This window comes from Alcanivorax sp. 24, assembly GCF_004360225.1.
GTDB classification, from domain to species: Bacteria; Pseudomonadota; Gammaproteobacteria; order Pseudomonadales; family Alcanivoracaceae; genus Alloalcanivorax; species Alloalcanivorax xiamenensis.
In genome coordinates, this window is record NZ_SNUA01000009.1 from 69,728 (window position 1) to 93,784 (window position 24,057).

Below are 24,057 nucleotides of genomic sequence, written 5' to 3' on the forward strand. Positions count from 1 at the left end.
ATTCTCACCCATTGCCAGCCGCTATTCGCCGGTTCTAGTCTCGACTTCCCCAAGGAAAAAAATCTGTCAGCCATGCCCGAATAAAGGAGAGCGAACAATGGCAAGTTCCAGTTCCACAGCATTGGCCCAATGGCAGCAAATTGAGGCACTGGTACAGGCCTGGCTGGAGGAGCGGCGGCAATTGATCGTGCTCCTTTGCCAGGTACAGGGCGTCGACCACACGCCGTCACGGGAAGAACCGGATCCCCCCATCCATCAACGCATCCAGGACCTCTGTCAGGTTCTGATGGACTATCTCAGCGCGGGTTATTTCGAGGTCTATAACGCCCTGGTGCGAGCGGCGCGCCATTACGGCAGCGGGCCACCACAGTGGGCGGAACAATTGATTCAGAGGCTGGATGCCTCCACCGAGGAAGCACTGGCGTTCAATGAGGATTACGACAATCCGACCCACTGCATGACGCGGCTGACCGAGTTACCGGAACGGGTGGCGCGCTTGATGGTGGCGCTGGAGGAGCGGTTCGCCCTGGAAGATCAACTGATAGTGAGCCTTTACCAGCAGCCAGTGGCGCGAGCCGGGCAAGGGTAGCTGGCGGTTTCCGGCCGACCCATCAGGGCCGGCCGGAATGGCGGTGTTATTCGCCTTGGTCCGCCGCGGGCTCTTCCGCGGCCTGGTCATCGGCATCATCGCCCTGACCCTGGATACCCAGCAGTTCCACTTCGAAGATCAGCACTTCGTTAGGACCGATGTCACCACCGGCGCCCTGCTTGCCGTAGCCCAGTTCCGCCGGCAGATAGAGCTTCCACTTATCACCGACTTTCATCATTGGCAGCGCTTCCTGCCAACCCGGGATAATGTGGGCCAGACCGAAAGTAGCCGGCTGGTCCCGCTCGATGGAGCTGTCGAACACCTCACCATCGGTGGTGCTGCCTTCATAATGGACAGTAACGGTATCTTCCACGGTGGGAGACGGCGCGCCTTCCTCGCCGGACTTCAGCACTTCGTACTGCAGGCCGCTGTCGGTGGTGGTAACACCATCACGCTTGCCGTTTTCGGCCAGGAATTCCTCGCCTTTCTTCAGGTTATCCTCGGCTTCCTGTTCCAGTTTGGCCTGGCGTTTTTCCACCAGACGCATCTGGAAGTCCTGGATCAGCTGGTTCAGATCCTCATCCCCAAGGCGGGAATCCGTGCCAGTGTGACCGTCGCGGATACCGGCAATCATCGCTTCGGTATCCAGTCCCTCCATGGCACTCATCTGCTCGGCGCTGCGATAACCCAGTGCGTAGGACGCTTTCTGGTCGTCCGTTTTGATCTCCACCTTGGCGGCATCCTCACCGCCGTCCTGTTGACCGCAAGCCGCCACCAGGACGGTACCGGCCAGCACGATTCCCAACTTTTTCATTCTGCCTCCATTGGCCTGTGGTTATTTCCCGCTCGCCCGCCGAAGTAACGGCCGCGCCCCAGCACCCGGCGGCGGAATCTGGCCATACTGCCAGTTTCCCGCCCCCTCGCGCCAGCGCTAAACCGTGAACGCCGACAAGGGTCGGGGATCGCCATGGTCCAACGGAACCGAAAACACCCCGACCAACAGGAGAAACAAAGATGTAACGTCTGAAGCTGACCGGCATTTCCCCCAAGAGTTCCAGTCAGCCTTCATTCTGCCCGTGGCAAAACGGCTGTCAAAACCCTGGCGCGGAAAACCGTGTCAATGTCGTGCAATAACAAGCATTTGGAGGGAAATAACGAGGTTTGGCGGCGCGTAAGCACAAATCGGCCAGGGATTAGAGGCTTACACGCCGATTCGCTGCCAAGACAGCCCACAGAGGAGCGGCTTCGCGGTCCATCGCTGTGGGAAGCGGCCTTGGCCGCGAATACTCCCCAGGGCAGTTGCCCATTCGCTTGCAAGCAAGCTTCCCACAGTGGCTTCGTAGTCAGGTTGTAAGGAATAGGGTCAACCAGCGTCAGCCCGGCTGGTAATACGCCTCGTGCTCGGAGCGAATCATGTGCTTTTGCACTTTGCCGGTTCCAGTGCGTGGAAATTCTTCCGTGAACAGCACCGCCTTGGGCACCTTGAAGCCCGCCAGCCGCTCCCGGCAATGCTCCAGCACCCGCTCTTCGTCCGCCCGCGCACCAGGTTTGAGAATCACCACCGCGGTGATCGCTTCCCCCCAGTGTTCATGGGGTAGCCCCACCACCGCCGCTTCCGCCACGGTTTCATGCTCCATCAGGCAGCGCTCCACCTCGATCGATGCCACGTTTTCACCGCCGGTCTTGATCACATCCTTCTTGCGGTCGGTGAACCAGATGGCGCCGTCCTCATCCATCCAGGCAATGTCGCCGCTGTGAAACCAGCCATGCTGAAAACTCTCGCGGGTCTTGTCCGGCTGGTTCAGATAGCCGTTCATGGTCTGCGGGCCGCGATAGACGATTTCCCCCGGCTCGCCACGGGGCAACAGGCGGCCGTGATCGTCCATGATCGCCACCCGCGTCATGGCGGTGGCGGTGCCCCAGGTGGCGGCCTTGCTCCACTGATGCTCCGGACGTTGCATGCAGGTGGCCGGAGTGAACTCCGTCTGGCCGGAACCGAGCACCACATCGGCATTGGGAAACAGTTCGTGCAGAGCACGCAGCCGTTCATCCGGCATCGGCGCCATGGCATAGACCGCCCGGGTCACCGACGTCAGATCGTGGTTGCCGTGCGCCGCGACGTCCAGCAACTGGCCGTACATCATCGGCAGAAACATGATCACATTGGCCTGGTGCTTTTCGATCAGAGCCAGCATGTTTTCCGGTGTATCGAACCCCGGCGCCAGAATCACCCGAGCGCCCACGGTGAACATGGGCACGGTCATGGAATTGAGCATGGCGCAATGAAACAGCGGCAGCACCACTAGCGCCCGGGTATTGTGATCGGCCTGATGGGCAAGCGCCCCGGACAGCCCGGCCATGGTCACCGCCAGATGACTGGTGAGCACGCCCTTGGGCAAAGCAGTGGTGCCGCTGGTGTAGAGCAGTTGCACCGCGTCACGATCAAACACCGGCACTTGCAGTTCGGCATCGTCCCCTTGTTCCAGCAAGGCATCGAACGAACCGGCGTCCCTGGGCAGAGCCTCCGGCGCCCGCGCCCCGGTCCAATACACCCCCTGAAGCTCCGACAACGATGGCACCAGTTCCTTCGCCGCCGCCAACAACTGATCCTGCACGATCAGCACCTTCGCCGCGGAATCCTGGAAACAATAGGCGATTTCCGAGGGGCGCAGCCCCAGATTGGCCGGTGCGCAGATCAACCCGGCCTTGGCGCAGGCCAGATAAGTAATGAGGATTTCCAGGCAGTTGCCGGCCATCACTCCGACCACGTCCTGATGCTTCAAACCGAGGCCCAGCAAAGCGCTGCCCAGGCGATTCGCGCGCCGATCCAGTTCACCGTAAGTAAGACTTTGCTCGCCACAAACCAGCGCCACTCTGTCCGGAAACAGATCCGCGGCCCGGGTGCTCATGTCACCGACACAGACCCGGTCCACCATATGCCGGCCGAAAGCGTCCTCGTCGAGATTCACTGTCATGGTGCGGCTCTCCTGTTGTTGTGCTTATGGGAATATGGATAGGATCGCTAGCGCCCGGGCCAATCCGGCGCACGCTTCTCATTGAACGCGGCCAGGCCTTCCTTGGCGTCCTCGGTCAGCGCAAGAGTGGCAATCTGCGTTTCGGTGTAGGCGATGGCCTGATCGAAGGACATCGCTTCGATAGCCCGCAACGCATACTTGCCCCGGCGAATCGCGGTGGGGGATTTGTCCACCAGGCGGTCAATCAACCATTCGACCTTGGCGTCCAGTTCCGCCGCCGGCGCCAGATGATTGACCAGCCCCGCCTGCAACGCTTCGTCGGCGGTGAAGGGCTCACCGGTGAAGCACCACTCTCGCAGCACCCGTTGCGGCACCAGACGCTGCAGCAGACTCAACACCTGCATCGGGAAAACCCCGACCTTCACTTCCGGCAATCCGAAGCGCACCGTGTCCACCGCCACCGCCATGTCGGTCATGCACAGCAACCCCATGCCACCGGCCATGCAGACTCCGTTCACCCGGGCAATGCTCGGTACCGTGCTGTTACTGGCGAGGCGCATCAGATCGGCGTAGTCGGCATTGGGCTTGGCGTAATCGAAGACGAAACCCTCTCCGGGACGCAGATCGGCGCCCGCGCAAAAGGCTTTGTCACCGCTGCCGGTGAGCACGATCACACGCACTTGCGGATCCGCCTGGGCCTGCTCATAACCCTGACGAATACCGTCGATCACCGCCTGATTGATGGCGTTGCGTTTCTCCGGCCGGTTCACCGTGATCCACAGCGCCCGGCCACGTTGTTCCAGTAATACCGCTTGCTCCGTACTCATTCCGGTTTGCTCTCCTCACTGGCATCCACTTCGATTTCCACCAGTACCCGACCGGCGGTCACCTGATCTCCTTCCGCGGCGCTGATCACCGAGACCACACCGCCGACGCCGGCCCGGTGCACGTGCTCCATCTTCATCGCTTCCAGCGTCAGCACCGCTTCGCCGGCTTCCACCCGCTGGCCTTCGTGTACCGCCACCGACACCAGGCGACCGTTCATCGACGCCCGCACCCGGCCATCGCCACCATCAACGGCGCCCCGGGCAGCGGCGGCGTAGGTACAGTCCGTTACCGCGTAGCCTTCGCCGTCATGGAGGAAGTACAACACGTCTCCACGACGCTCCAGCGCTACCGTCTCCACCACGCCGTCGCGTTCCAGCCGCACTCCTTCAGCGGTGAAACCGAGCAGCCCGAATGCCGTGACGACGTCGTCGATGACCACCTGCAAACGATCCGACTGCAAACGGGTCAGGGTAGCGGCGCCGTCTTCATCACGCAGTTGATAGCGGACGATAAGCGGCAATCGGGAAGACAAAACAGCCCGGGTGTTGCCGGCCCCGCTATCAGTGAGATACAACAAAGCGGCGGCCAGCGCCCGCAGTTGCTGTCCGTGCTCCTCGTCCTCGCGCAACAAGTCGCCCTGGCGCTGCTCCACGAACGCGGTGGTGGCCTCACCAGCGGCGAACACCGGATCGCGCAGGCAACGCGCCAGAAAGCCCTGGTTGGTTTCCACCCCCAGCGCCACCAGTTCTTCCAGCCCCGTGGCCAGACGGCGGCGGGCCTCGTCCCGGTTCTCGCCCCAGGCAATCAACTTGGCCACCATCGAGTCATAGAACGGCGGCACCTCGGCGCCATCCTGCAACGCACTGTCCACCCGCAGGGTTCGCGGCGCGCGCCAGCGCACCAGGGTGCCGCTCTGCGGCATGAAGCCCTGGCGCGGACTTTCCGCGCAGAGACGCACTTCGATGGCATGTCCGCGGAAGCGGATGTCATCCTGTTCCGGGGCCAGAGGTTCCCCGGCGGCCACTCGCAATTGCAGAGCCACCAGATCCACACCGGTGATCGCCTCGGTGACCGGGTGTTCCACCTGCAGGCGCGTGTTCATCTCCATGAAGTAGAACCGTCCCTCGCTATCCAACAGGAACTCCAAGGTACCGGCGCCTTCATAGCCGATGGCCCGCACCGCTTTCACGGCGGTCTCACCCATCTGCTCACGCAGAGCCTGATCCACGGCCGGAGAGGGCGCTTCTTCCACCACCTTCTGGTGACGGCGCTGTACCGAACAATCCCGCTCACCGAAATGCAGCGCCTTGCCGTAACGGTCCGCCATCACCTGAATCTCCACGTGACGCGGTTCGACGATGGCTTTCTCCAGAATCACTTCCGGATCACCAAAAGCGCTTTGCGCCTCCGAACGGGCGCTGGCCAACGCCTCCAGGAAGGTGTCAGTGCTTTCCACCAGACGCATGCCGCGCCCGCCGCCACCAGCGGTAGCTTTGATCATCACCGGGTAACCGATCTCATCCGCCTCCCGGTGCAGCCGTTGCTCGCTTTGATCCTGGCCTTGATAGCCGGGCACGCAAGGCACGCCGGCCTGCTCCATCAGCAGCTTGGCACGGGCCTTGTGGCCCATGGCCTCGATGGCCTCGGCGGAGGGGCCGATGAACACCAGTCCGGCGTCGGCGCACGCTCTCGCCAGCGCCGGATTCTCCGCCAGAAAGCCATAGCCCGGGTGCACCGCGTCGGCTCCGGCACGTTTGGCCGCGTCGATGATGTTGTCGATATTCAGATAGGACTGCGCCGGCAATGCCTCGCCGATACAAACCGCCTGATCCGCCTCCAGGGCGTGGCGGGCATCGCGGTCGGCGCTGGAATAAACCGCCACCGTGCGGTAACCCAGTTCCCGGGCGCTGCGCTGAATGCGCAGGGCAATTTCGCCACGATTGGCGATCAGTATCTTGCTGAAAGGGGTCGCTTTACTCATATCGTTACCGCTCGAATCAGGGACGGGCCACGGAGAACTGCATCGGCTGGGTTTGCCGCAGCTCCGCCTCGCGGCAGATGGATAGCACATAGGCGATCACGCCGCGGGTATCGCGCGGGTCGATGACACCATCGTCCAGCAGGCGGCCGCTGGTGGCGAATACGTCCATTTGCTTTTCAAAGGTCTCGATAATGCGCCCCTCCAGATCCTCCAGGGCGGCGCGATCCACTTCCTGGCCACGGCGTTTGGCCGCCGATTCGGTGACGATACTCATGGTGCGGGCGGCCTGTTCACCGCCCATTACCGCGGTCTTGGCGTTGGGCCAGGAGAAACAGAAACGCGGATGAAAGCCCCGGCCGCACATGCCGTAATTGCCGGCGCCAAAGGACGCGCCGCAGTACAAAGTGATCTGCGGCACGGTGGCGTTGGTCACCGCCTGAATCATCTTGGAACCGTGTTTAATGATGCCGGCCTGTTCATAGTCCTTGCCGACGATGAAGCCGGTGGTGTTGTTCAGATACAGGATCGGCGTGCGCGACTGGCAACAGGCCTGAATGAAATGGGTAGCCTTGGTCGCCCCGGCGGGATCGATCGGCCCGTTATTGGTGATGATGCCCAACGCCATGCCTTCGATGCGCGCCTGCCCGCAAACGGTGGCGGAGCCATAGTTGGCGCCGAACTCGAGGAAGTCGGAGTCGTCGACGATGCGCGCGATCACTTCCTTCATGTCCACCGGTCTTTTGTGATCCATGGGCATGATGCCGAGCAGCTCCTCGCGATCGTACCGGGGCGGCGGTGCCGTTTCGGCGGCGGCCGCCGGGATATCCCGGTTCCAATCCAGCTTGCCCATGATGTCACGTACCAGACGCAGGGCATCGCGATCATCCTCGGCGAGATAATCACCCAGGCCCGACAAGGTGGTGTGCATCTCGGCGCCGCCCAGTTCCTCATCGGTGGCTTCTTCACCGGTGGCCGCTTTCAGCAGAGGCGGACCGGCCAGGAAGGCCTTGGAGCGGCCGCGCACCATGATGATGTAATCCGACAGCCCGGTCTGGTAGGCGCCGCCGGCGGTGGAGGAACCGTGCGTAACGGTGACCACCGGCAGACCGGCGGCGGACAGACGCGCCAGGTTACGGAACGAGGAGCCACCCAGAATGAACTCCTCGACCCGGTACTTGAGCAGGTTGGCGCCGGCGCTTTCCACCAGTTGCACGTAGGGCAGCTTGTTTTCCAGTGCCAACTCCTGCACCCGCAGTACCTTGTCCAGCCCCATGGGCTGGGCGGCACCGGCGTCGATGCCGGAATCGGTGGCGAGGATCATGCAGCGCACGCCGCGGACATAACCAATGCCCGCGATATTGCCGCCGCCGGGGATGGTTTTCTCCGGATCCGCGTTGTCCATGCCATAACCGGCCAGGGTAGCCAGCTCCAGAAAAGGGGCGCCGGGGTCCAGCACCAGCGCCACACGCTCACGCGGCAGCAATTGGCCGCGCTTTTCAAAGCGCCCCTTGGCGGCGGCGGACTTGTCCCGGGTCCGTTGCTCCACCGAGCGCAAACGCGTCAGCAGCGCCTCCATACCGGCCCGGTTTTCCCGGAAAGTGGCGTCCGCGGAGGACACTTGGGTTTCGAGTACTGCCATGAAAAGGGCTTCCCAGTCTGTCGGCACCGGGGCTCACCGGCGCCTTGGTGTTAAAACAGTTCTGGTAGCCTACGCAGTGGCAAAGCGGCGGGTCTTGCGAAAAATAGCTATGGGGGGAAGGAAAGTTGATCGTGGATAGTTGACAGCGAAAAGAAAAAACGAAAAGAAAAAACTGGGGAACCTTAACTGCTGTGGGAAGCTTGCTTGCAAGCGAATAGGATTCGTTCAAGGGTATGCAATATTCGCTTGCAAGCAAGCTTCCCACAGTGGCCAAAGATCAGGAGGTTTGCTCTTTGCGCAATCAACTATCCACTGTCAATTGTCAACTCTCTAATTGACTTACCACCCTCATGGCGTGAGTCAGTTGTCTCAGTTGCTCCGGCTCGATGATGAACGGGGGCATGATGTAAAGCAGTTTGCCGAACGGCCTGATCCAGACGCCCAGTTCGACCAGTTGTTTCTGCACCTGGCCCACGTCGCAAGGCTGCTTGAGTTCCACCACGCCGATGGCGCCGAGCACGCGCACATCCGCTACCTTGTCGGATTCCAGGCAGGGTGTCAGTTCAGTCCGTAGCTGCATTTCGATGGCCTGCACCCGCTGCTGCCAGGGGCTTTCCAGCAGCAGGTCGATACTGGCGTTGGCCACCGCGCAGGCGAGCGGGTTGCCCATGAAAGTGGGCCCATGCATCAGGACGCCGGCCTGGCCGTCGCAAATGCCGGCGGCCACGCGATCATTGCAGAGCGTGGCGGCGAGGGTCATGTAACCCCCGGTGATGGCCTTGCCGAGGCAGAGGATATCCGGCACCACATCGGCGTGTTCCAGGGCGAACAGTTTGCCGCTGCGGCCGAAGCCGGTGGCGATCTCGTCGAAAATCAACAGCACGCCGTGCTGGTCGCACAGACGGCGGCAGCCTTTCAGGAATTCCGGGTGGTACAGCCGCATGCCACCGGCCCCCTGCACCACCGGCTCCAGTATCAGCGCGGCGATCTCGTCCGCGTGTTGCTCCAATTGCGCGCGCACGGAGTCCAGAGCACTATCGTCCCAAACGCCGTCGAACCGCACCGAGGGCGCCTCGGCGAAGTAGTGGCGCGGCAGAATACCGCTGAACAGATCATGCATGCCGTTGACCGGATCGCACACCGCCATGGCGCCAAAGGTGTCACCGTGATAGCCGTTGCGCAGCGCCAGCAATCGGTGTTTGCCGGTCTTGCCCTGGCTCATCCAGTACTGCAGCGCCATCTTGATCGCCACTTCCACCGACACCGAACCGCTGTCCGCCAGGAATACCTTGGTCAGTTCAGCAGGGGTCAGGGCCACCAGCCGCTTGCCCAGCTCCACCGCCGGTTCATGGGTGATGCCGCCGAACATCACGTGAGCCATGCGCTCGGCCTGGTCGCGCAGGGCCTGATTCAGGCGTGGGTGGTTATAGCCATGGATGGCCGCCCACCAGGACGACATGCCATCCACCAGCCGGCGCCCGTCTTCCAGCTCCAGGTGGACGCCCTCGGCGGCGCGCACCGGGTACACCGGCAGGGGCCGGGAGGTGGAGGTGTAGGGGTGCCAGAGATGGTCGCGGTCGAAATCGAGGTCGATGGAGGCCATGGGACTACCTGTTTAAGAGGACGGCTGTTACGGGGACAGCGGTTTATGGGGAAAGCCCGAGCACCATGCCAAGACCGGCGCCAATGCTCAAGCGTCGTCGTCCACCGGCTTCCAATCCAGGGTTTCCTGATCCAGTAGCCAGGCGTGCCAGCGGCCGTCGCTGTCCTGCACCCGGTAGTGATAGTCCCCGTCCCGGGTGACCGTGCGCTCGGAGATCTGATTCTTCAGACAGCTGTCCAGCGTCAGCGTGCGCCAGTCCAGCAACCGCCATTGCGTATCCAACCGCAGTCGCACCAGACCGCTCTCATCACCGGCGCCGCACATGCCCAACGCATAGGGACGGGATGGATGCTGGTAACCCAGCAGCACCACCAGACCCTGCCCATCCTCGCGCCATTCCAGGACCTCGTTACCCGCCGCCGGCATATCGAACGCGGTCAGGTCCAGTTCTCTCTCCCGCTCACCGTCTTGCAGATGCAGGAACGAGTAGCGCCGGTAGACCGACAAATCAGGGTTGTACAGACGCAAGGCGGCAGTGCCCTCCTCATCGCGCCAGCTCCCCGTACCTTCGTGATTGATCTCGAACCGTTCGGTCCAGCCGGTCAGCGCGCGGTAGTAGGCAATACTGTCCCAGAAGCGGCTGCCTTCGTAGGCGAAGTCCAGCAGCTCCCGCCCCGGCGTCGGGTTGTCAAAGCGATAAAGCGCCCAGCCATCGGTGTCACGCAGTCCCACCAGGGGCACCCAGGCACGGGAATCGCCACGACGGTAAGCTCCGCTGAGGGAATAAATATCGCGGTGGCCGGGGGAAAACTCATGCACGCGCAGCATCAGGGTCAGCGGCATATCGCCCAACTCCCCACGGTAAAGCCGCTCCCGGGTATCCCATTCCCGCACCTGTATCCGTGGCTGCGCCACCGACACCGCCGTCAGCAACAACATCAGCAGGGCGATGACGCTTCGTCCTCGGGTATTCACTTTTCGCGCTCCGCCGGCAATCCGATCGATGAGAAAAGAAACGTATTTTAAACGGGTCGGAACGCTGGCGGGGACGCTTTGTCGGACATTAAGGTGAACTTTTGTGAATGACGGGATATCGGGATCAACCGTCCGGGATTCCCTCCGCCTCTTTCCTCAGCAATGCCTTCTGAATCTTCCCCGCCGGTGTCAACGGCAGGCTGTCACGAAAAACCAGGCGACGGGGAATTTTATAATCCGCCAACGCCCGGCAATGCGCCAGCACCGCGGCCTCGTCCAGATCGGTGCCGGGGCGCGAGACGATGTAGTAGCAACCGATTTCACCAAGCACCGCGTCAGGCACACCGATACCGGCCACCATCATCACCTGCTCCAGACGGGCAATGTGATTCTCCACCTCGGCGGGATAGACATTGAAGCCGCCCTGAATAAACATGTCCTTCTTGCGGCCACGCAAGGTAATCATGCCCTTGTCATCGCGCTCACCGAGATCGCCGGTGTGCAGCCAACCTTCCTCATCGAAGGCACCGCCGCTATCGGCGGCGCCAATGTATCCCGGCACCACGCCCACGCCACGAAACAACAGCTCACCGACCTCGCCGACGGGCAGGTCGGCGCCCGTTTCGTCCACCACCCGCAAGCCGGCATCGGCCAACGGCTGGCCGATACAGCGTTTCAAGCTATCGTCATCGCATTTCCAAGGCGTCATGACGATGGCTCCGGACGTCTCCGACAAGCCGTACAGATTCATCAGCGTGGCCCTCGGCACCACCTCCTGCAAGCGTGCCAGCAGGGTATCGTCCACATTGCTGCCCCCTGTGATGACCATCCGCACCCGCGACAGGTCCACCTGCTCCAGCGCCGGGTTCATCAACAGCAACGTCAGCATGGTGGGGACACCCTGCAGCAAGGTAGGGGGATGTTCGGCCATCATCGCCAACACCTGATCCGCTTTGAAATCCGCCACCAGCTCACAGGTCGCCCCACCAAGCAGGCTGGTCAGAATGCCGCAGGTGATCCCTCCCACATGATTGAACGGCAGCGCCAGTTGGGTGTGATCCTCCGGGGAGATGCGGGTATGCGCTGCCTGGGCAGCGGCGGAAGCGAGCATGCTGGCATGGGTCAGCGCCGTACCTTTGGGGCGGCCCGTGGTGCCGGAGGTATAGATCACCATGGCGAGGTCGTCGGCGCTCAATTCCGGATCCAGGGCCGCCGGCTCCGCTCGCAGCAGTTGCTGAAAGCGCTCTCCATCCAGATCCACCACCTGCTCCAGGGCCGGAGTCTCCGGTGCGAGCCGATCGAACAGGGCGAGAAAATCGCACTTGTCATGATCCGCCACGGTGAATACCGCTCTTATGCCGCTGTCCTTGACCATATAGCGCAGCTCCGCATCGCGGTAACGCACCGACAATCCCACCACCGCCACCCCCAAACGGGCACAGGCGAAAAACAACCACAACCAATCCACACGATTGGGGGCGATCACCCCAATACGATCACCACGACGCAGGCCCAATTCCCGCAGGCCGCCAGCCAGACTGGCGCTGATGGTTTGTGCGTCGTCGAAAGAATAGCGAACGCCGTTATCGATCCATCCGGTCCGTTGGGCGTACTCTTGAGCAACCAGGTCGAGCTGGTCGGGAATACGTCTGACGCTCATGATCAGGTCTCCATGGTGGTGTTCATGGGCCGGCGTTGACCAAGGCGTCCGGCGCGCCGACCCGGCTCTGCAGCAGGATTGCCAGTTTGCGTGACCCGACCAGGATGTCCTTGGGGGTCAGACCATAGAACTGCCGGATGGAATGGCTGAAGTGGGTGGAATCCGGATAGCCCACGTCCAGGGCGATATCGGTGAGGGTATCGCGGCGATTAACGTGATAGAGCAGGCTGCGGGCACGTTTCCAGGCGCGGAACTTGCGATAGGTAACCCCCAGATCCTCCTTGAACAGGTGGAGAAAACGGGAAAACGACAGCCCGCTGAGCAGCGCGGCTTCTTCCGCCGGACAATGACGGGAGGGGTCGTCTCTCAGATAGGCCAACACTCTCGCTACCCGCGGATCCAGCTCACGGCGCGGCAACGTCTGCCCGAGAAACAGGGGGTCCACCTCCACGCGGGGATCGGTCCCATCTTCCGCCAGGGCCTGGATACGGGCAAAGCCACGTCTGAGCGTCTGCAGCAGCTCATCGCGATCACCGCCACCCTCGCTCCGCAGCAGGGGCGGCAGTTTGCCCATGTTCACGGTTTCCGGTTCCACCATCACCGAACCGAGCAGCCGCTCACCGGTTTCCACCCAATGCGGCTGGTAAGGGGGCACCACCGCCACCGCGGTTTGCCGCCAATTGCGACCATCGAAACTGATGCGGAATGGCTGGTCCGGACCACAGTAGACGGTCAGCGAACCAAAGCTGCGCAGACGCGGGCGCCCCAGCAGGCCCAAATAGCAGACCCGCTCAGGCCCAAGCAGCATGACCCGTCCGCGGCGCCGACGGGAACTTGTCGTTGTTGTCATCATTGCCTCCTCCGGTGACAACGTCACCGCAGGGCCCGTATCCACACAGGCCTGCGAGGAATATAAGAAAAAGGGTCCACCCTTATTCCCACACGACCGATTGGCAAAAAAGATCAAAACCCGTCGGCCAAAAATATAATCCCGAGCCATGAAGGCGTGTTTGAACTTAAACCAAACAATTGACCCAATGCAACGGTCTCCCGAGCTTCGCTTCGAAAGGTGGCATTACCTCACGATCACACTCGTACACACTGCCCCCACGGGGCTTCCACCCCCCTTGCCCGGGGGCTCTCCGATACGTTGCAAACCTTCAGCTTAGTCACTGTCGAAACCCTGGACTTGTGCCAACTGGCTAATCCTATTTTTATTTCTCTTTTTTTGTTTTTCGCTTTTTTCGTGCTTGATTCCCGCCTTTTTTATAGCCATACCATCATGTCGTCCCCCTCCGGGGCAACGTCACATCGGCAGCCGTGCCGTGAATCCAAACAACAGGAGGTTTTAGAATGCTGTTCACCAACGAGCACCGGGCGCTGTCGGAATCGGTCAAGAAATTTGTCGCCACACAGATCAACCCCTACGTGGATGAATGGGAAAAGGACGGTATTTTTCCCGCCCATGAGCTGTTCAGAAAAATGGGAGAAAAGGGCTTTCTCGGCATCGCCAAACCGGAGCAGTTTGGCGGCATGGGCCTGGACTGGAGCTACAACCTGGCCTTCTGCGAAGCCATGGGTGAGGTGAACGGCGGTTCCATTCCAATGGCGGTGGGCGTGCAAACCGACATGGCCACCCCCGCTCTGGCCAAACAGGGTTCCGACGCTCTGCGTGAGGAATTTCTCGCGCCGGCCATCGCCGGCGAGTACGTGGCCTGTATCGGTGTATCCGAACCCGGCGCCGGTTCCGACGTCGCGTCCATCCGCACCCATGCCCGCAAGGATGGCGACGACTACGTCATAAACGGCGGCAAGATGTGGATTACCAACGGCACCCAGGCGGACTTTATGTGTCTGCTGGCCAACACCGGCGACGGCCCGGCACACAAAAACAAATCCCTGATCGTTCTGCCACTGAAAAGCAAAGGCGTCACCATCGCCCGTAAGCTCGACAAACTCGGCATGCGTGCTTCCGACACCGCCGAAATCTGGTTCGAGGATGTGCGTGTGCCGCAACGCCATCGTATTGGCGAAGAAGGCATGGGCTTCATTTACCAGATGCAGCAGTTCCAGGAAGAGCGACTGTGGGGAGCGGCCTGCAATCTGCGTTACATGGATATCGCGGTGCAAAACGTCATCGACTATACCCGTGAACGCCAGGCCTTCGGCAAGTCCCTGCTGGACAACCAGGTGGTGCATTTCCGGCTGGCGGAACTGCAGACGGAAATCGAGGCGTTGCGTTCACTGGTGTATCGCGCGGTGGAAGAAATGATCAACGGCACGGACGTCACCTACCTGGCGTCCATGGCGAAGCTGAAAACCGGCCGTCTGTGCCGCGAGGTCGCCGACAGCTGTCTTCAATATTACGGCGGCATGGGCTTCATGAACGAGACACCGATTACACGCATGTACCGGGATACCCGCCTGACCTCCATCGGCGGCGGTGCCGACGAGGTGATGCTCGGCATCATCGCCAAATTCATGGGCACCCTGCCGGGCAAACGCTAAGGCTCGACAATGGCCACCGGGATCACCGGACAGCCAACCGATAAGGAGAATAAGATGAAACGATTGACCACGCTTCTGACCGGCGCCGTGCTGGCCGGCGTCACCGCGCTGCCAACAACGGCCCAGGCCGAGTCCCTGCGCTTAGCGGTGGGCTTCCCTTCCGCTTCCGCCAACGTGGATGCCGCCAAGGCCTACGCCAAGGCGGTGGCGGACTATTCCGGCGGCGATCTGGAAGTAAAAATCTACGAGCTATCGCTGCTCAACCTGGCCGAGATGAGCGGTGGGCTCAAGCAGGGCATCGCCGACGTAGGCTACCTGCTGACCCCCTACTTTCCGGCCGAATACCCCAACATCAACATGGCGGCGGAACTGTCCATGCTGCTGGCGCTGAATGACCCCACCGGAAACGAAGGCCTGGCCTACGCCGGCGCCATGAGCGAGTACATAATGCTGCACTGCGGCGACTGCGTGGCGGAGTTGAAGCAGCAAAACCAGGTCTTTACCGGTGGCGGCGCCAGCCCTCAATACGGTCTTCTTTGCACCACGCCAGTCACCACCGTCGCCGATCTTAAAGGCAAGCGTCTGCGCGCCGGGGGCGCACAATGGGCACGTTGGGCCAAGCATTTCGAGGCCTCTCCCGTGTCCCTGCCCGGTAATGAGATTTTCGAGGCGCTGAATCAGGGCGTGGTGGACTGCACCATTCAATCCGCGGCGGAACTGAGCGGCCTGGGACTGATGGACGCGGTCAGCGACATCACCATGGCGGTGCCCGGTGGTGTGTTCGGCGGCTCCGGCCCCAGCAACGTCAACCGCGACGTCTGGCAAGGCCTCGATGCCGATCAGCGCAAGGCGTTGCTGCATGCCGGCACGGTCATGTCCGCCACCGCCGCCGTGCTCTACCGGGACTATGGTGAGCGGGATCTGAAAACCGCCATGGAGAAGGGCGCCAGACAGCACGATGCCAGCCCGGAACTGGTCGCCGCCTCCCGCGATTTCATTCGCGAGGATGCCAAGAATATCGCTCAGTATTATCAACAAAAACATAACGTCCGTGACACGGCGGACAAGATTGAAGTCATGCGGCCACTGGTGGAGAAATGGCTTAAGCTCACCGCCGATATCGATAGCGCGGAGGCCCTTGCCGACCTGTACTGGCGGGAGGTGAACTCCAAGGTCGATGTCGACCGTTACGGGCTTTAGCGGGGAGCCCACTTATACGTCATTCGCTGGCAAGTTCGCTTCCATAGTAAGCACTACGAAGCCGCTGTGGGAGCGAGCTTGCTCGCGAATCTTTTCGCTCCATGAGCCCATTCCCCGCAGTGCGGAAAGCCCCCCCTCAAGGGTCAGCCAGTTAACACAAGACCGGCCCGGCGGCCGTTGCTAGCGTTCCTCTCTACAAAGGCGCCTTCCCGGGCGCCGTCCCATACCGATAACAACACTCGCTCAGGAGACACCAAGGTGACCCAGCCCTCCTCCTTATCAACCCACCAGGATGTGCATTATCTGGGTGGGATTGGCGACTGGATAACCCATCACGCCACCCAGGATCCGCAGCGCATGGCACTGGTATTCGGTGATCTGCGCCTGACCTATTCAGCGCTGAACCAGCGCATAAATCGCCTCGCCAATGCCCTCACCGGTCTCGGCGTCGGCAAGGGCGATCGAGTCGCCTTGCTGATGCTCAACGGCAACCACTTCATCGAGAGTTTTTTTGCCTGTGCCAAGCTGGGCGCCATCGCTCTCCCCCTGAACTATCGCCTCAGCGCCGAGGAAATCGGTTTCATCCTCGGCGACGCCAGCGCCACCGTGTTGCTCTATCAGCCGGCCCTGGCGGACCTGTTCCGGCCGATTCGCCGGAACACCGCTCTGCGTCACGCCATAGCCACAGAAGGCGAGGCGGAGCCGGGCGATCACCGCTATGACACCCTGCTCGAAGCGGCGCCCGCCACCGAACCCGAGGTACCCCTGAGTCAGAATGATCCGTTGATGATGATGTATACCTCCGGCACCACCGGAAAACCCAAGGGCGCCCTGCTCAGCCACGGCAACCCGACCTGGCTCACCGCCGACATGATCGCCAGCGACGCGGCGATCAGCCGTGACAGCGTGATTCTCACCATCGCTCCGCTGTTTCATATCGGCGGGCTTGCCGTACATACCCTGCCGGCTTTCAACATTGGTGCCCAGGTGGTGCTGCACGCCCAGTTCGATCCGCGACACACTCTGGCCACGGTGCAAGAGGAACACATCACGGAACTGTTTCTGTTGCCCGCCATGTGGCAAGCGCTGAGTCAGTTTCCCCACATTGACGATTACGATCTGTCCTCCTTGCGCAGCCTGCTTTCCGGGGGCGCGCCCTGCCCGATACCGGTGATCGAATTCTTTCAGAAGCGCGGTCTGGCGTTCCAGGAAGGGTTCGGCATGACCGAAACCTGTGCCGGCGCCTGCATCCTTGGCAGCGCCGACGCGGTGCGCAAGAACGGGTCAGTGGGCAAGCCCCTGGTGTACGTGCAGATGCGCATCGTCGATGAAAACGACGAGGACGTGGCGACCGGCGAGGTGGGCGAGCTGGTACTGCGTGGCCCGACCATGTTCCTGGGCTATTGGGGACGGCCGGACGCCACCGAGGAGGCCTGCCGTAACGGCTGGTTCCATTCCGGTGATCTGGCCCGCCGTGACGAGGAAGGCTTCTATTACATCGTCGACCGGAAGAAGGACATGCTGATTTCCGGCGGCGAGAATGTCTATCCCACCGAAGTGGAACAGGTGCTCTACAAACATCAGCAGGTGTTGGAAGTGGCGGTGATCGGCGTCCCCGACGACAAATGGGGCGAAGTGCCGATGGCGGTGGTGGTACCCAGGGGCGACCAGACACCGACCCTGGAATCCCTGCGTGAGTTCTGCGACGGCAAACTGGGCCGCTTCAAGATTCCCAAACACCTGGCTCTGGTGGACGAGCTGCCCCGCAACGCCACTGGAAAAATACTTAAACGCACCCTGCGCGACCGGTTCACCGGCGCCTGATCCTGGACACCGCCTCGCGCCGTCCCTAGCCTGGAGTAAACGATGAACACAGTCAGCAGTCCGTTCTATACCGAGGAGCACGAAGCCTACCGCGACACGCTGCGCGCCTTCGTCGGCAAGGAACTGGAACCCCACGCGGCGCAATGGGACGAGGAAGGCACCTTTCCACGCGAGTTGTACCGCAAAGCCGCCGGGGTCGGACTGTTCGCGGCGGGCTATCCGGAGCAGTACGGCGGTCTGGATCTGGACTTGTTCTACATGCTGATCAACGCGCAGGAACTGGCCCGGGCCGGCGTCGGCGGCCTGCACGCCAGCCTCATGAGCCACCACATAGGCCTGCCGCCGATCATCCGCGCCGGCCTTCCGGCATTAAAGGACAAATGGGTACCGGCGGTGATCCGCGGCGACAAGATCAGCGCGCTGGCGATTACCGAACCCGGCGGCGGTTCGGACGTGGCGGCACTGACCACCACCGCTCGCCGCGACGGCGATCACTATGTCGTCAACGGCAGCAAGACCTTCATTACCTCGGGGATGCGCGCCGACATTTATACCGTGGCGGTGCGCACTGGCGAACCCGGCCACAAGGGTATTTCCCTGCTCGCCATCGAGCGCGACACCCCCGGATTCACACGCACTCAGCTGGAGAAAAAAATGGGCTGGTGGTGTTCCGACACCGCCACTCTGTATTTCGATAACTGCCGGGTACCGGTGGAAAACCTTCTCGGCGAGGAGAACCAGGGTTCCAAACTGATCATGCGGAATTTCAACAGCGAACGGCTGTTCATGGCCGCCGCCTGCACCGCCTACGCGAGGGTTTGTCTGGAGGAAATGATTGAGTATGGCCAGCAGAGGAAAACTTTCGGCAAGGCCTTGATGGAACACCAGGTGATTCGTCACAAGGTGGCGGACATGGCCATGCGCATCAACGCCACCCAGGCCTATCTGGAACAACTGACCTGGCGGGTGCAGAACGGTCAGAACCCGGTGGCGGACGTCTGCCTGCTGAAAAATCAGGCCACCCAGACGATGGAACACTGCGCCCGCGAAGCGGTGCAAACCCTCGGCGGCGCCGGTTATCTGCGCGGCTGCAAATCGGAACGAATCTACCGGGAGGTCCGCGTCAACGCCATCGGCGGCGGCGCCGAGGAAATCATGCGCGACCTCGCGGTAAGGCAAATGGGACTGTAGTGATGAGCAAAAGACTATGAGCAAAACAATCCGCATCGGCGGCGCTTCCGGCTACTGGGGCGACACCGCCATTGGCCCCATGCAACTGATTCGCCAGGGACAAGTGGACTACCTGATCTTCGACTATCTGGCGGAAATCACCATGTCGATCCTGGCCAAGGCCCAGTCCCGCGATCCCGCCCTGGGCTACGCCACCGATTTCATTGAACGGGTCATGGCGCCTCTGCTGCCGGAGATCCATCGCCAGGGCATCAAGGTCATCGCCAACGCCGGCGGCGTGAACCTGACCGCTTGCCGGCAGGCTCTGGAGAAGGTGGCCGCCGATGCCGGCCTCACTCTGCGCATCGGCACCGTGGAAGGCGACAACCTGCTCCCTCAGGCCGAGGCGGTGCGTGCCCTGGGCCCCACCGAACTGGACACCGGCGCTTCCCTGCCCGCCAAGCTGATGAGCATGAACGCTTACCTGGGCGCCTTCCCGGTTGCCGCCGCCCTCGACGCCGGCGCCGACATCGTGCTCACCGGGCGCTGCGTGGACAGCGCTCTGGCGGTGGGCCCGCTGATCCATGAATTCGGCTGGCAGCCGGACCAGTATGACCGGCTCGCCGCCGGCGCCCTGGTGGGTCATGTGATCGAGTGCGGCGCCCAGGCCACCGGTGGCAACTACAGTGACTGGCCGGATACCGTGGACAGCTGGGACGACACCGGCTTCCCCATCGCCGAGGTCTCCGCCAACGGGGCTTTCGTGCTGACCAAACCCCGCGACACCGGCGGTGCCGTCACCCCGCTCACCGCCGGCGAGCAAATGCTCTATGAAATCGGCGACCCCGGCGCCTATATGCTGCCGGACGTGATCGCGGATTTCCGCCAGGTAACCCTGGAACAGGACGGCCCGGACCGGGTCCGTATCGAAGGCGCCCGGGGGCATGCCCCCACCGACACCTACAAAGTCAGCGCCACCTACGCCGACGGCTTTGGTTGCGTCGGCACCTTCGTGATCGCCGGACGCGACGCCGCCACCAAGGCCCGCCGCCAAGGAGAGGCGGTGCTGAAGAAAGTCCGGCGCCTGCTGGAACAGTCGAACCTCGGCGACTTCAGTAAAACCGCGCTGCAACTGGTTGGCGCGGAAAGCAGCTACGGCGATCATGCCAGCGACAGTGCCCGGCGGGTGCGGGAAGTGGTACTGCGCCTGGGCGTGCACCATCCACGCCGGGAAGGGGTGGAGCTGTTCTCCAAGGAATTCGTCGGCGCCGGCCTGTCCATGGCGCCAGGCATCACCGGCTTAAGCCCCGGCCGGCCACGCCCCACGCCTATCGTGCGGTTGTTCTCGTTTCTGATCGACAAGGAGCGGGTGCCGGTGCGGGTGGCGGTGGACGGAGAACCGGTACCGCTGGCATTGGCGGCGAAGCGCGGCGGCGGGCGGCCGATGGCCAGCCGGTCCGATCCGGCGCCGGCACTGGAAGATAGCGGGATCAAGGTCCCCCTGTACCGCCTGGCCGTGGCGCGTAGTGGTGATAAAGGCGACCACGCCAATATCGGCGTCATCGCCCGGCGACCGGAGTATCTGCCGGCATTGCGCGCCGCGCTCACCGAAGAGCGGGTCGCCGAATGTTTCTCCCATACCGTCAAAGGCAAGGTGGAGCGCTTCGATCTGCCCGGCAGCCACGCCATGAACTTTCTGTTGCGTCACGCGCTGGACGGTGGCGGCGTCGCCTCCCTGCACCTGGATGCCCAGGCCAAGACCTATGCCCAGGTACTGCTGGATATGGACATCCCGGTGCCCGAAGGGCTGCTGCCCGACAGCTGAGAGGCCGTGCCGGCACGCCATTCGCCGCCAACGCCGCCTCCCACGGAAAGCGCCACGAAGCCGCTGTGTGAGACGGCCTTGGCAGGGAAAAGGTCCCGGGATCAAACTTACGCCGGATTTGCTGGCGGGCCAGCTTCCCACAGGGAGCCACGACACCGTCGTGGGAAACCGCCTCAGGCCGGCCGCGGCCCCAGCAGAATGATGCCGGCGCCGGCCAGACACACACCGCCACCGATCAGATCCCAGCGATCCGGCGCGCGCTGCTCCACCACCCACAGCCATAGCAACGACGTCACGATATAGACACCGCCATAGGCGGCGTAGGCCCGTCCGGCGTAGTCCGCCTCCACCAAACTCAGCAACCAGGCAAACGCGGCCAGACTGAGCATCCCCGGCACCAGCCAGAGCACCGAACGGTCCAGCCGCCACCAGGCCCAGAACGAGAAGCAGCCGGCGATCTCCGCCAGGGCCGCCAGCAGATATAGCAGCGGTGTCATTGCGACTCCTCAACCGCCTCGCACAACGCTTCCAGAGTCGCCTGCAGCCCCTGGCAAACACCGGCTTCCGGCGCCACCATCAGCAGCCAGGACAACATCGATACCGGCTGGTCCGTCGGCGGCGCCCCCTGGGTCAGATCCGCCAACTGGTTCAATAGCAGACGCTCCGCCTCCAGTTCCGCTTCCTGGATCTGCCGTTTCAGTTCCCGCGCCCAACTCTCGGCGGCGGCCCGGCGCCGTACCTCCCGCAGCGGCCGCAGATAATCCTTCTCCATGGTCTCCGCCCGCGCCAGCAAGCGCCGGCCCAGAGCCGCGTCCGCCGGGCTGGGGCGGCGGCTCAGCCACAGTGCCGCCAGCACCGCCGCCACCGGTACCTGATACTCATCCTGCAGGCGCAGGCACTGGCGTTCCACATCCGCTCGTCGCCACAAACGCAGCGCGAAAGTCCAAAGCGTGTCTTCGCTCATCGGCAGTCCTTCAGTTGCGCGCGGCCATACCCTACACTGCGCCGGTTTCCACCCCATTATCGTTGAGTCAAGAGCCTGTGTATGATCTTTAGGCCGCCGCGCCGGAGCTCATTTTTTTGTCAGGTCGTGATTCCGATTGTGCGGTGTGGTCCTTCCACATAAACAAGCGTAATCGCGGCCTGGCGGACTCTTCACCTGAAGAAAGTGAGCCCGGCCCTTCGGGTTGCGCAGGAAAAGACGCCATGCTGCGTTGTGGTCTTTGCCCTTGGCCCGCCAAGGCCTTCAGCCCACGCCTTGCCTGGCGTCTTTTCCTGCGGCAACGCGGTGGCGTAAAGATCATACACAGGCTCTTATACCATGTTGTCCCTGGAACACATCAACCTGCGCCGTGGCGCTAGTCTGCTGCTGGAAGACGCCAACTTCACTCTGCATCAGGGTCAGAGAGTCGGATTGGTGGGCAAGAACGGCAGCGGCAAGAGCTCCCTGTTCAAGTTGATCAGTGGCGAGCTGGATACCGATGCCGGGCAATTATTCCGCCCCGCCGACTGGCGCCTGGCGATGATGGCCCAGGAGGTCCCGGCTCTGCCGCAGCCGGCCATCGACTACGTTCTGGACGGTCATCAGGAACTGCGCGCCGCAGAACGGGAACTGGCCCGGGCCCAGGATAACGACGACAGCGACGCCATGGCCCACGCCCATGCCCGCCTGGACACCCTGCGTGCCTGGGAACAACCGGCCCGCGCCGCCACCCTGTTGGCCGGTCTCGGCTTCAACGAAGCGCAACAGCAACAGCCGGTCAGCGCTTTCTCCGGTGGCTGGCGCATGCGTCTGAATCTGGCCCAGGTGCTGCTCGCCAACGCCGATCTGGTACTTCTGGATGAGCCCACCAACCATTTGGATCTGGACGCCATCCTCTGGTTGCAGCAGTGGCTGGTTCAGCAGCCCGGCGCCTTGATGGTGATTTCCCACGACCGCGCGTTTCTCGACGCCACCGTCGACGAGATCCTGCATATCGACCAGGGGCGGCTCAAACGCTATACCGGCACCTATTCGGACTTCGAACGGCAACGGGCGGAGCAACTCTCGCAACAGCAAAAGCTGTATGAGAAGCAGCAAACCCAGATCGCTCATTTGCAGAAGTTCGTGGACCGGTTCAAGGCCAAGGCATCCAAGGCCAAGCAGGCACAGAGCCGGGTAAAAGCGCTGGAGAAACTGGAGCGCATCGCTCCGGCCCATGTGGATTCCGCGTTCCGTTTTTCATTCCACACGCCCAAGCGGCTGCCGGATCCGATGATCGACCTGGAAGGGGTCGGCTGCGGCTACCACGGCCAGCCGGTGCTCACCAACGTCACCCTGAATCTGCGCCCGGAATCCCGGCTTGGTCTGCTCGGTCAGAACGGCGCCGGCAAGTCCACCCTGATCCGCACCCTGGTGGGCGAACTGCCGGCCATCGGCGGACATCTACTGCACGGCCCGGATCTGGTGATCGGCTACTTCCACCAGCAGCAGGTGGATCGTCTCGACGCCAAGGACACCCCCTACCAGTTACTCAACCGGGAGTACCCGCAATGGAGCGAGCAGCAGATTCGCAATGAGCTGGGTGGCTTCGGCTTTCATGGCGACGACGTGTTCGCCCCGATCGGCCGCTTTTCCGGCGGCGAGAAGGCGCGCCTGGCGCTGTCACTGATCGTGCAGCAGCAACCTTCGCTGTTGTTGCTCGATGAGCCGGCCAACCACCTGGATCTGGACATGCGCGAAGCGCTGACCATGGCGCTGCAGGATTTCGCCGGCGCCGTGGTCCTGGTTTCCCACGACCGCCATCTGCTGGAAACCACCGTGGACGAATTTCTACTGGTGGCGGACGGCGGTGTGCGCCCCTTCGATGGCGACCTGGACGACTATGCGCGCTGGCTGCAGCAGACCCGCCGCGAGCAGCAGGCGGAAGCGAAAGCGGACGAGAGCCGCGCACCGCTGCGCGATGACGCCAAACAGCGTCGCCAGGACGCGGCCCGCCGCCGCGAGCAGCTACGGCCATTGAAGAAAACCGTGGAGAAATGCGAGCAGCGTCTGGAGTTGGCCGGCCGGGAGTTAGCCGGGGTGGAGATGCTGCTGGGCGACGAGGGCCTGTACACCGACAGCACGCGCAAGCAGGAGCTGGCCGATCTGCTCACCCGCCAGGGACAACTGCGTAACGACAAGGAACAACAGGAAATGGCGCTGCTGGAGGCGATGGAAGCCTTGGAAGAGGCGGAAAAGGCAGTGAATAGTTAACAAGGAACAGTGACTGGGGAGCGCTCTGGAACCGCCGGCTTACAT

The 24,057-nt window shown here is 62.4% G+C and carries 18 protein-coding genes; 7 read left to right on the top strand and 11 right to left on the bottom strand.

The window, feature by feature from the left end:
• Positions 1 to 97: 97 nt before the first annotated feature.
• The gene (rsd, locus tag E0L37_RS13310) at positions 98 to 589 is read left to right on the top strand and encodes a sigma D regulator (protein ID WP_014992861.1); all 492 of its coding nucleotides are present in this window, start codon (positions 98 to 100) and stop codon (positions 587 to 589) included.
• A 46-nt stretch (positions 590 to 635) separates the two neighbouring features.
• Here the strand turns inward: rsd and E0L37_RS13315 are convergent, their stop codons facing one another.
• The 9 genes from E0L37_RS13315 to E0L37_RS13355 form a co-directional block, all read right to left on the bottom strand.
• Positions 636 to 1,403, bottom strand: coding sequence for an FKBP-type peptidyl-prolyl cis-trans isomerase (locus E0L37_RS13315; protein WP_133492214.1), 768 nt, complete (start codon positions 1,401 to 1,403; stop codon positions 636 to 638).
• Between the two features lie 559 nt (positions 1,404 to 1,962).
• Entirely contained in the window at positions 1,963 to 3,564 is a 1,602-nt protein-coding gene (locus E0L37_RS13320) for an AMP-binding protein (protein ID WP_133492215.1), read from the bottom strand.
• Between the two features lie 47 nt (positions 3,565 to 3,611).
• Positions 3,612 to 4,391, bottom strand: a complete 780-nt coding sequence (locus tag E0L37_RS13325) for an enoyl-CoA hydratase/isomerase family protein (protein WP_133492216.1) — start codon at positions 4,389 to 4,391, stop codon at positions 3,612 to 3,614.
• Positions 4,388 to 6,373 carry an acetyl-CoA carboxylase biotin carboxylase subunit gene (locus E0L37_RS13330; RefSeq protein ID WP_133492217.1) on the bottom strand — a complete coding sequence of 662 codons (1,986 nt, stop codon included), beginning with the start codon at positions 6,371 to 6,373 and terminating at the stop codon, positions 4,388 to 4,390. The genes E0L37_RS13325 and E0L37_RS13330 overlap by 4 nt, the downstream gene beginning before the upstream one ends.
• Positions 6,374 to 6,389: 16 nt before the next feature.
• On the bottom strand, positions 6,390 to 8,012 hold the full coding sequence (locus tag E0L37_RS13335) for an acyl-CoA carboxylase subunit beta (protein WP_133492218.1): 1,623 nt from the start codon (positions 8,010 to 8,012) through the stop codon (positions 6,390 to 6,392).
• 322 nt (positions 8,013 to 8,334) lie between these two features.
• A complete protein-coding gene (gene bioA / locus E0L37_RS13340; protein ID WP_133492219.1) occupies positions 8,335 to 9,615 on the bottom strand; it encodes an adenosylmethionine--8-amino-7-oxononanoate transaminase in 1,281 nt (426 codons plus the stop codon).
• Between the two features lie 87 nt (positions 9,616 to 9,702).
• On the bottom strand, positions 9,703 to 10,590 hold the full coding sequence (locus tag E0L37_RS13345; RefSeq protein WP_133492220.1) for a hypothetical protein: 888 nt from the start codon (positions 10,588 to 10,590) through the stop codon (positions 9,703 to 9,705).
• A gap of 124 nt (positions 10,591 to 10,714) precedes the next feature.
• Positions 10,715 to 12,250, bottom strand: a complete 1,536-nt coding sequence (locus E0L37_RS13350) for a class I adenylate-forming enzyme family protein (protein WP_133492221.1) — start codon at positions 12,248 to 12,250, stop codon at positions 10,715 to 10,717.
• 22 nt (positions 12,251 to 12,272) lie between these two features.
• Entirely contained in the window at positions 12,273 to 13,058 is a 786-nt protein-coding gene (locus E0L37_RS13355; RefSeq protein ID WP_159661207.1) for a helix-turn-helix domain-containing protein, read from the bottom strand.
• Between the two features lie 545 nt (positions 13,059 to 13,603).
• Between E0L37_RS13355 and E0L37_RS13360 the strand changes: the two genes are divergently transcribed.
• From E0L37_RS13360 to E0L37_RS13380, 5 genes are all read left to right on the top strand, one after another.
• Positions 13,604 to 14,758: an acyl-CoA dehydrogenase family protein gene (locus E0L37_RS13360; protein WP_133492223.1), complete on the top strand. Its 1,155-nt coding sequence runs from the start codon at positions 13,604 to 13,606 to the stop codon at positions 14,756 to 14,758.
• A gap of 54 nt (positions 14,759 to 14,812) precedes the next feature.
• Entirely contained in the window at positions 14,813 to 15,958 is a 1,146-nt protein-coding gene (locus E0L37_RS13365; RefSeq protein ID WP_133492224.1) for a C4-dicarboxylate TRAP transporter substrate-binding protein, read from the top strand.
• Positions 15,959 to 16,216: 258 nt separating this feature from the next.
• Complete coding sequence (locus E0L37_RS13370; RefSeq protein WP_205655619.1) at positions 16,217 to 17,782, top strand: long-chain fatty acid--CoA ligase; 1,566 nt, start codon at positions 16,217 to 16,219, stop codon at positions 17,780 to 17,782.
• 42 nt (positions 17,783 to 17,824) lie between these two features.
• Complete coding sequence (locus E0L37_RS13375; protein WP_133492225.1) at positions 17,825 to 18,973, top strand: acyl-CoA dehydrogenase family protein; 1,149 nt, start codon at positions 17,825 to 17,827, stop codon at positions 18,971 to 18,973.
• Positions 18,974 to 18,989: 16 nt separating this feature from the next.
• Entirely contained in the window at positions 18,990 to 20,777 is a 1,788-nt protein-coding gene (locus E0L37_RS13380) for an acyclic terpene utilization AtuA family protein (RefSeq protein WP_133492226.1), read from the top strand.
• Positions 20,778 to 20,950: 173 nt separating this feature from the next.
• Here the strand turns inward: E0L37_RS13380 and E0L37_RS13385 are convergent, their stop codons facing one another.
• Together E0L37_RS13385 and E0L37_RS13390 are read right to left on the bottom strand one after the other, a co-directional pair.
• On the bottom strand, positions 20,951 to 21,274 hold the full coding sequence (locus E0L37_RS13385) for a YnfA family protein (protein WP_133492227.1): 324 nt from the start codon (positions 21,272 to 21,274) through the stop codon (positions 20,951 to 20,953).
• Complete coding sequence (locus tag E0L37_RS13390; protein ID WP_133492228.1) at positions 21,271 to 21,741, bottom strand: TIGR02444 family protein; 471 nt, start codon at positions 21,739 to 21,741, stop codon at positions 21,271 to 21,273. Before E0L37_RS13390 ends, E0L37_RS13385 begins: the two co-directional genes overlap by 4 nt.
• Positions 21,742 to 22,098: 357 nt before the next feature.
• On the opposite strand from E0L37_RS13390, the gene E0L37_RS13395 reads away from it, so the two are divergent.
• Positions 22,099 to 24,012: an ATP-binding cassette domain-containing protein gene (locus tag E0L37_RS13395; RefSeq protein WP_133492229.1), complete on the top strand. Its 1,914-nt coding sequence runs from the start codon at positions 22,099 to 22,101 to the stop codon at positions 24,010 to 24,012.
• Positions 24,013 to 24,057: the final 45 nt, after the last annotated feature.

Bases quoted from the DNA above. Each gene is read 5' to 3' on its own strand.
- E0L37_RS13330 (WP_133492217.1), bottom strand. From the start codon at position 6,373: ATGAGTAAAGCGACCCCTTTCAGCAAGATACTGATCGCCAATCGTGGC.
- E0L37_RS13380 (WP_133492226.1), top strand. From the start codon at position 18,990: ATGAGCAAAACAATCCGCATCGGCGGCGCTTCCGGCTACTGGGGCGAC.
- bioA (WP_133492219.1), bottom strand. From the start codon at position 9,615: ATGGCCTCCATCGACCTCGATTTCGACCGCGACCATCTCTGGCACCCC.
- rsd (WP_014992861.1), top strand. From the start codon at position 98: ATGGCAAGTTCCAGTTCCACAGCATTGGCCCAATGGCAGCAAATTGAG.
- E0L37_RS13390 (WP_133492228.1), bottom strand. From the start codon at position 21,741: ATGAGCGAAGACACGCTTTGGACTTTCGCGCTGCGTTTGTGGCGACGA.
- E0L37_RS13320 (WP_133492215.1), bottom strand. From the start codon at position 3,564: ATGACAGTGAATCTCGACGAGGACGCTTTCGGCCGGCATATGGTGGAC.
- E0L37_RS13395 (WP_133492229.1), top strand. From the start codon at position 22,099: ATGTTGTCCCTGGAACACATCAACCTGCGCCGTGGCGCTAGTCTGCTG.
- E0L37_RS13315 (WP_133492214.1), bottom strand. From the start codon at position 1,403: ATGAAAAAGTTGGGAATCGTGCTGGCCGGTACCGTCCTGGTGGCGGCT.
- E0L37_RS13365 (WP_133492224.1), top strand. From the start codon at position 14,813: ATGAAACGATTGACCACGCTTCTGACCGGCGCCGTGCTGGCCGGCGTC.
- E0L37_RS13350 (WP_133492221.1), bottom strand. From the start codon at position 12,250: ATGAGCGTCAGACGTATTCCCGACCAGCTCGACCTGGTTGCTCAAGAG.
- E0L37_RS13325 (WP_133492216.1), bottom strand. From the start codon at position 4,391: ATGAGTACGGAGCAAGCGGTATTACTGGAACAACGTGGCCGGGCGCTG.
- E0L37_RS13385 (WP_133492227.1), bottom strand. From the start codon at position 21,274: ATGACACCGCTGCTATATCTGCTGGCGGCCCTGGCGGAGATCGCCGGC.
- E0L37_RS13360 (WP_133492223.1), top strand. From the start codon at position 13,604: ATGCTGTTCACCAACGAGCACCGGGCGCTGTCGGAATCGGTCAAGAAA.
- E0L37_RS13375 (WP_133492225.1), top strand. From the start codon at position 17,825: ATGAACACAGTCAGCAGTCCGTTCTATACCGAGGAGCACGAAGCCTAC.
- E0L37_RS13355 (WP_159661207.1), bottom strand. From the start codon at position 13,058: ATGCTGCTTGGGCCTGAGCGGGTCTGCTATTTGGGCCTGCTGGGGCGC.
- E0L37_RS13335 (WP_133492218.1), bottom strand. From the start codon at position 8,012: ATGGCAGTACTCGAAACCCAAGTGTCCTCCGCGGACGCCACTTTCCGG.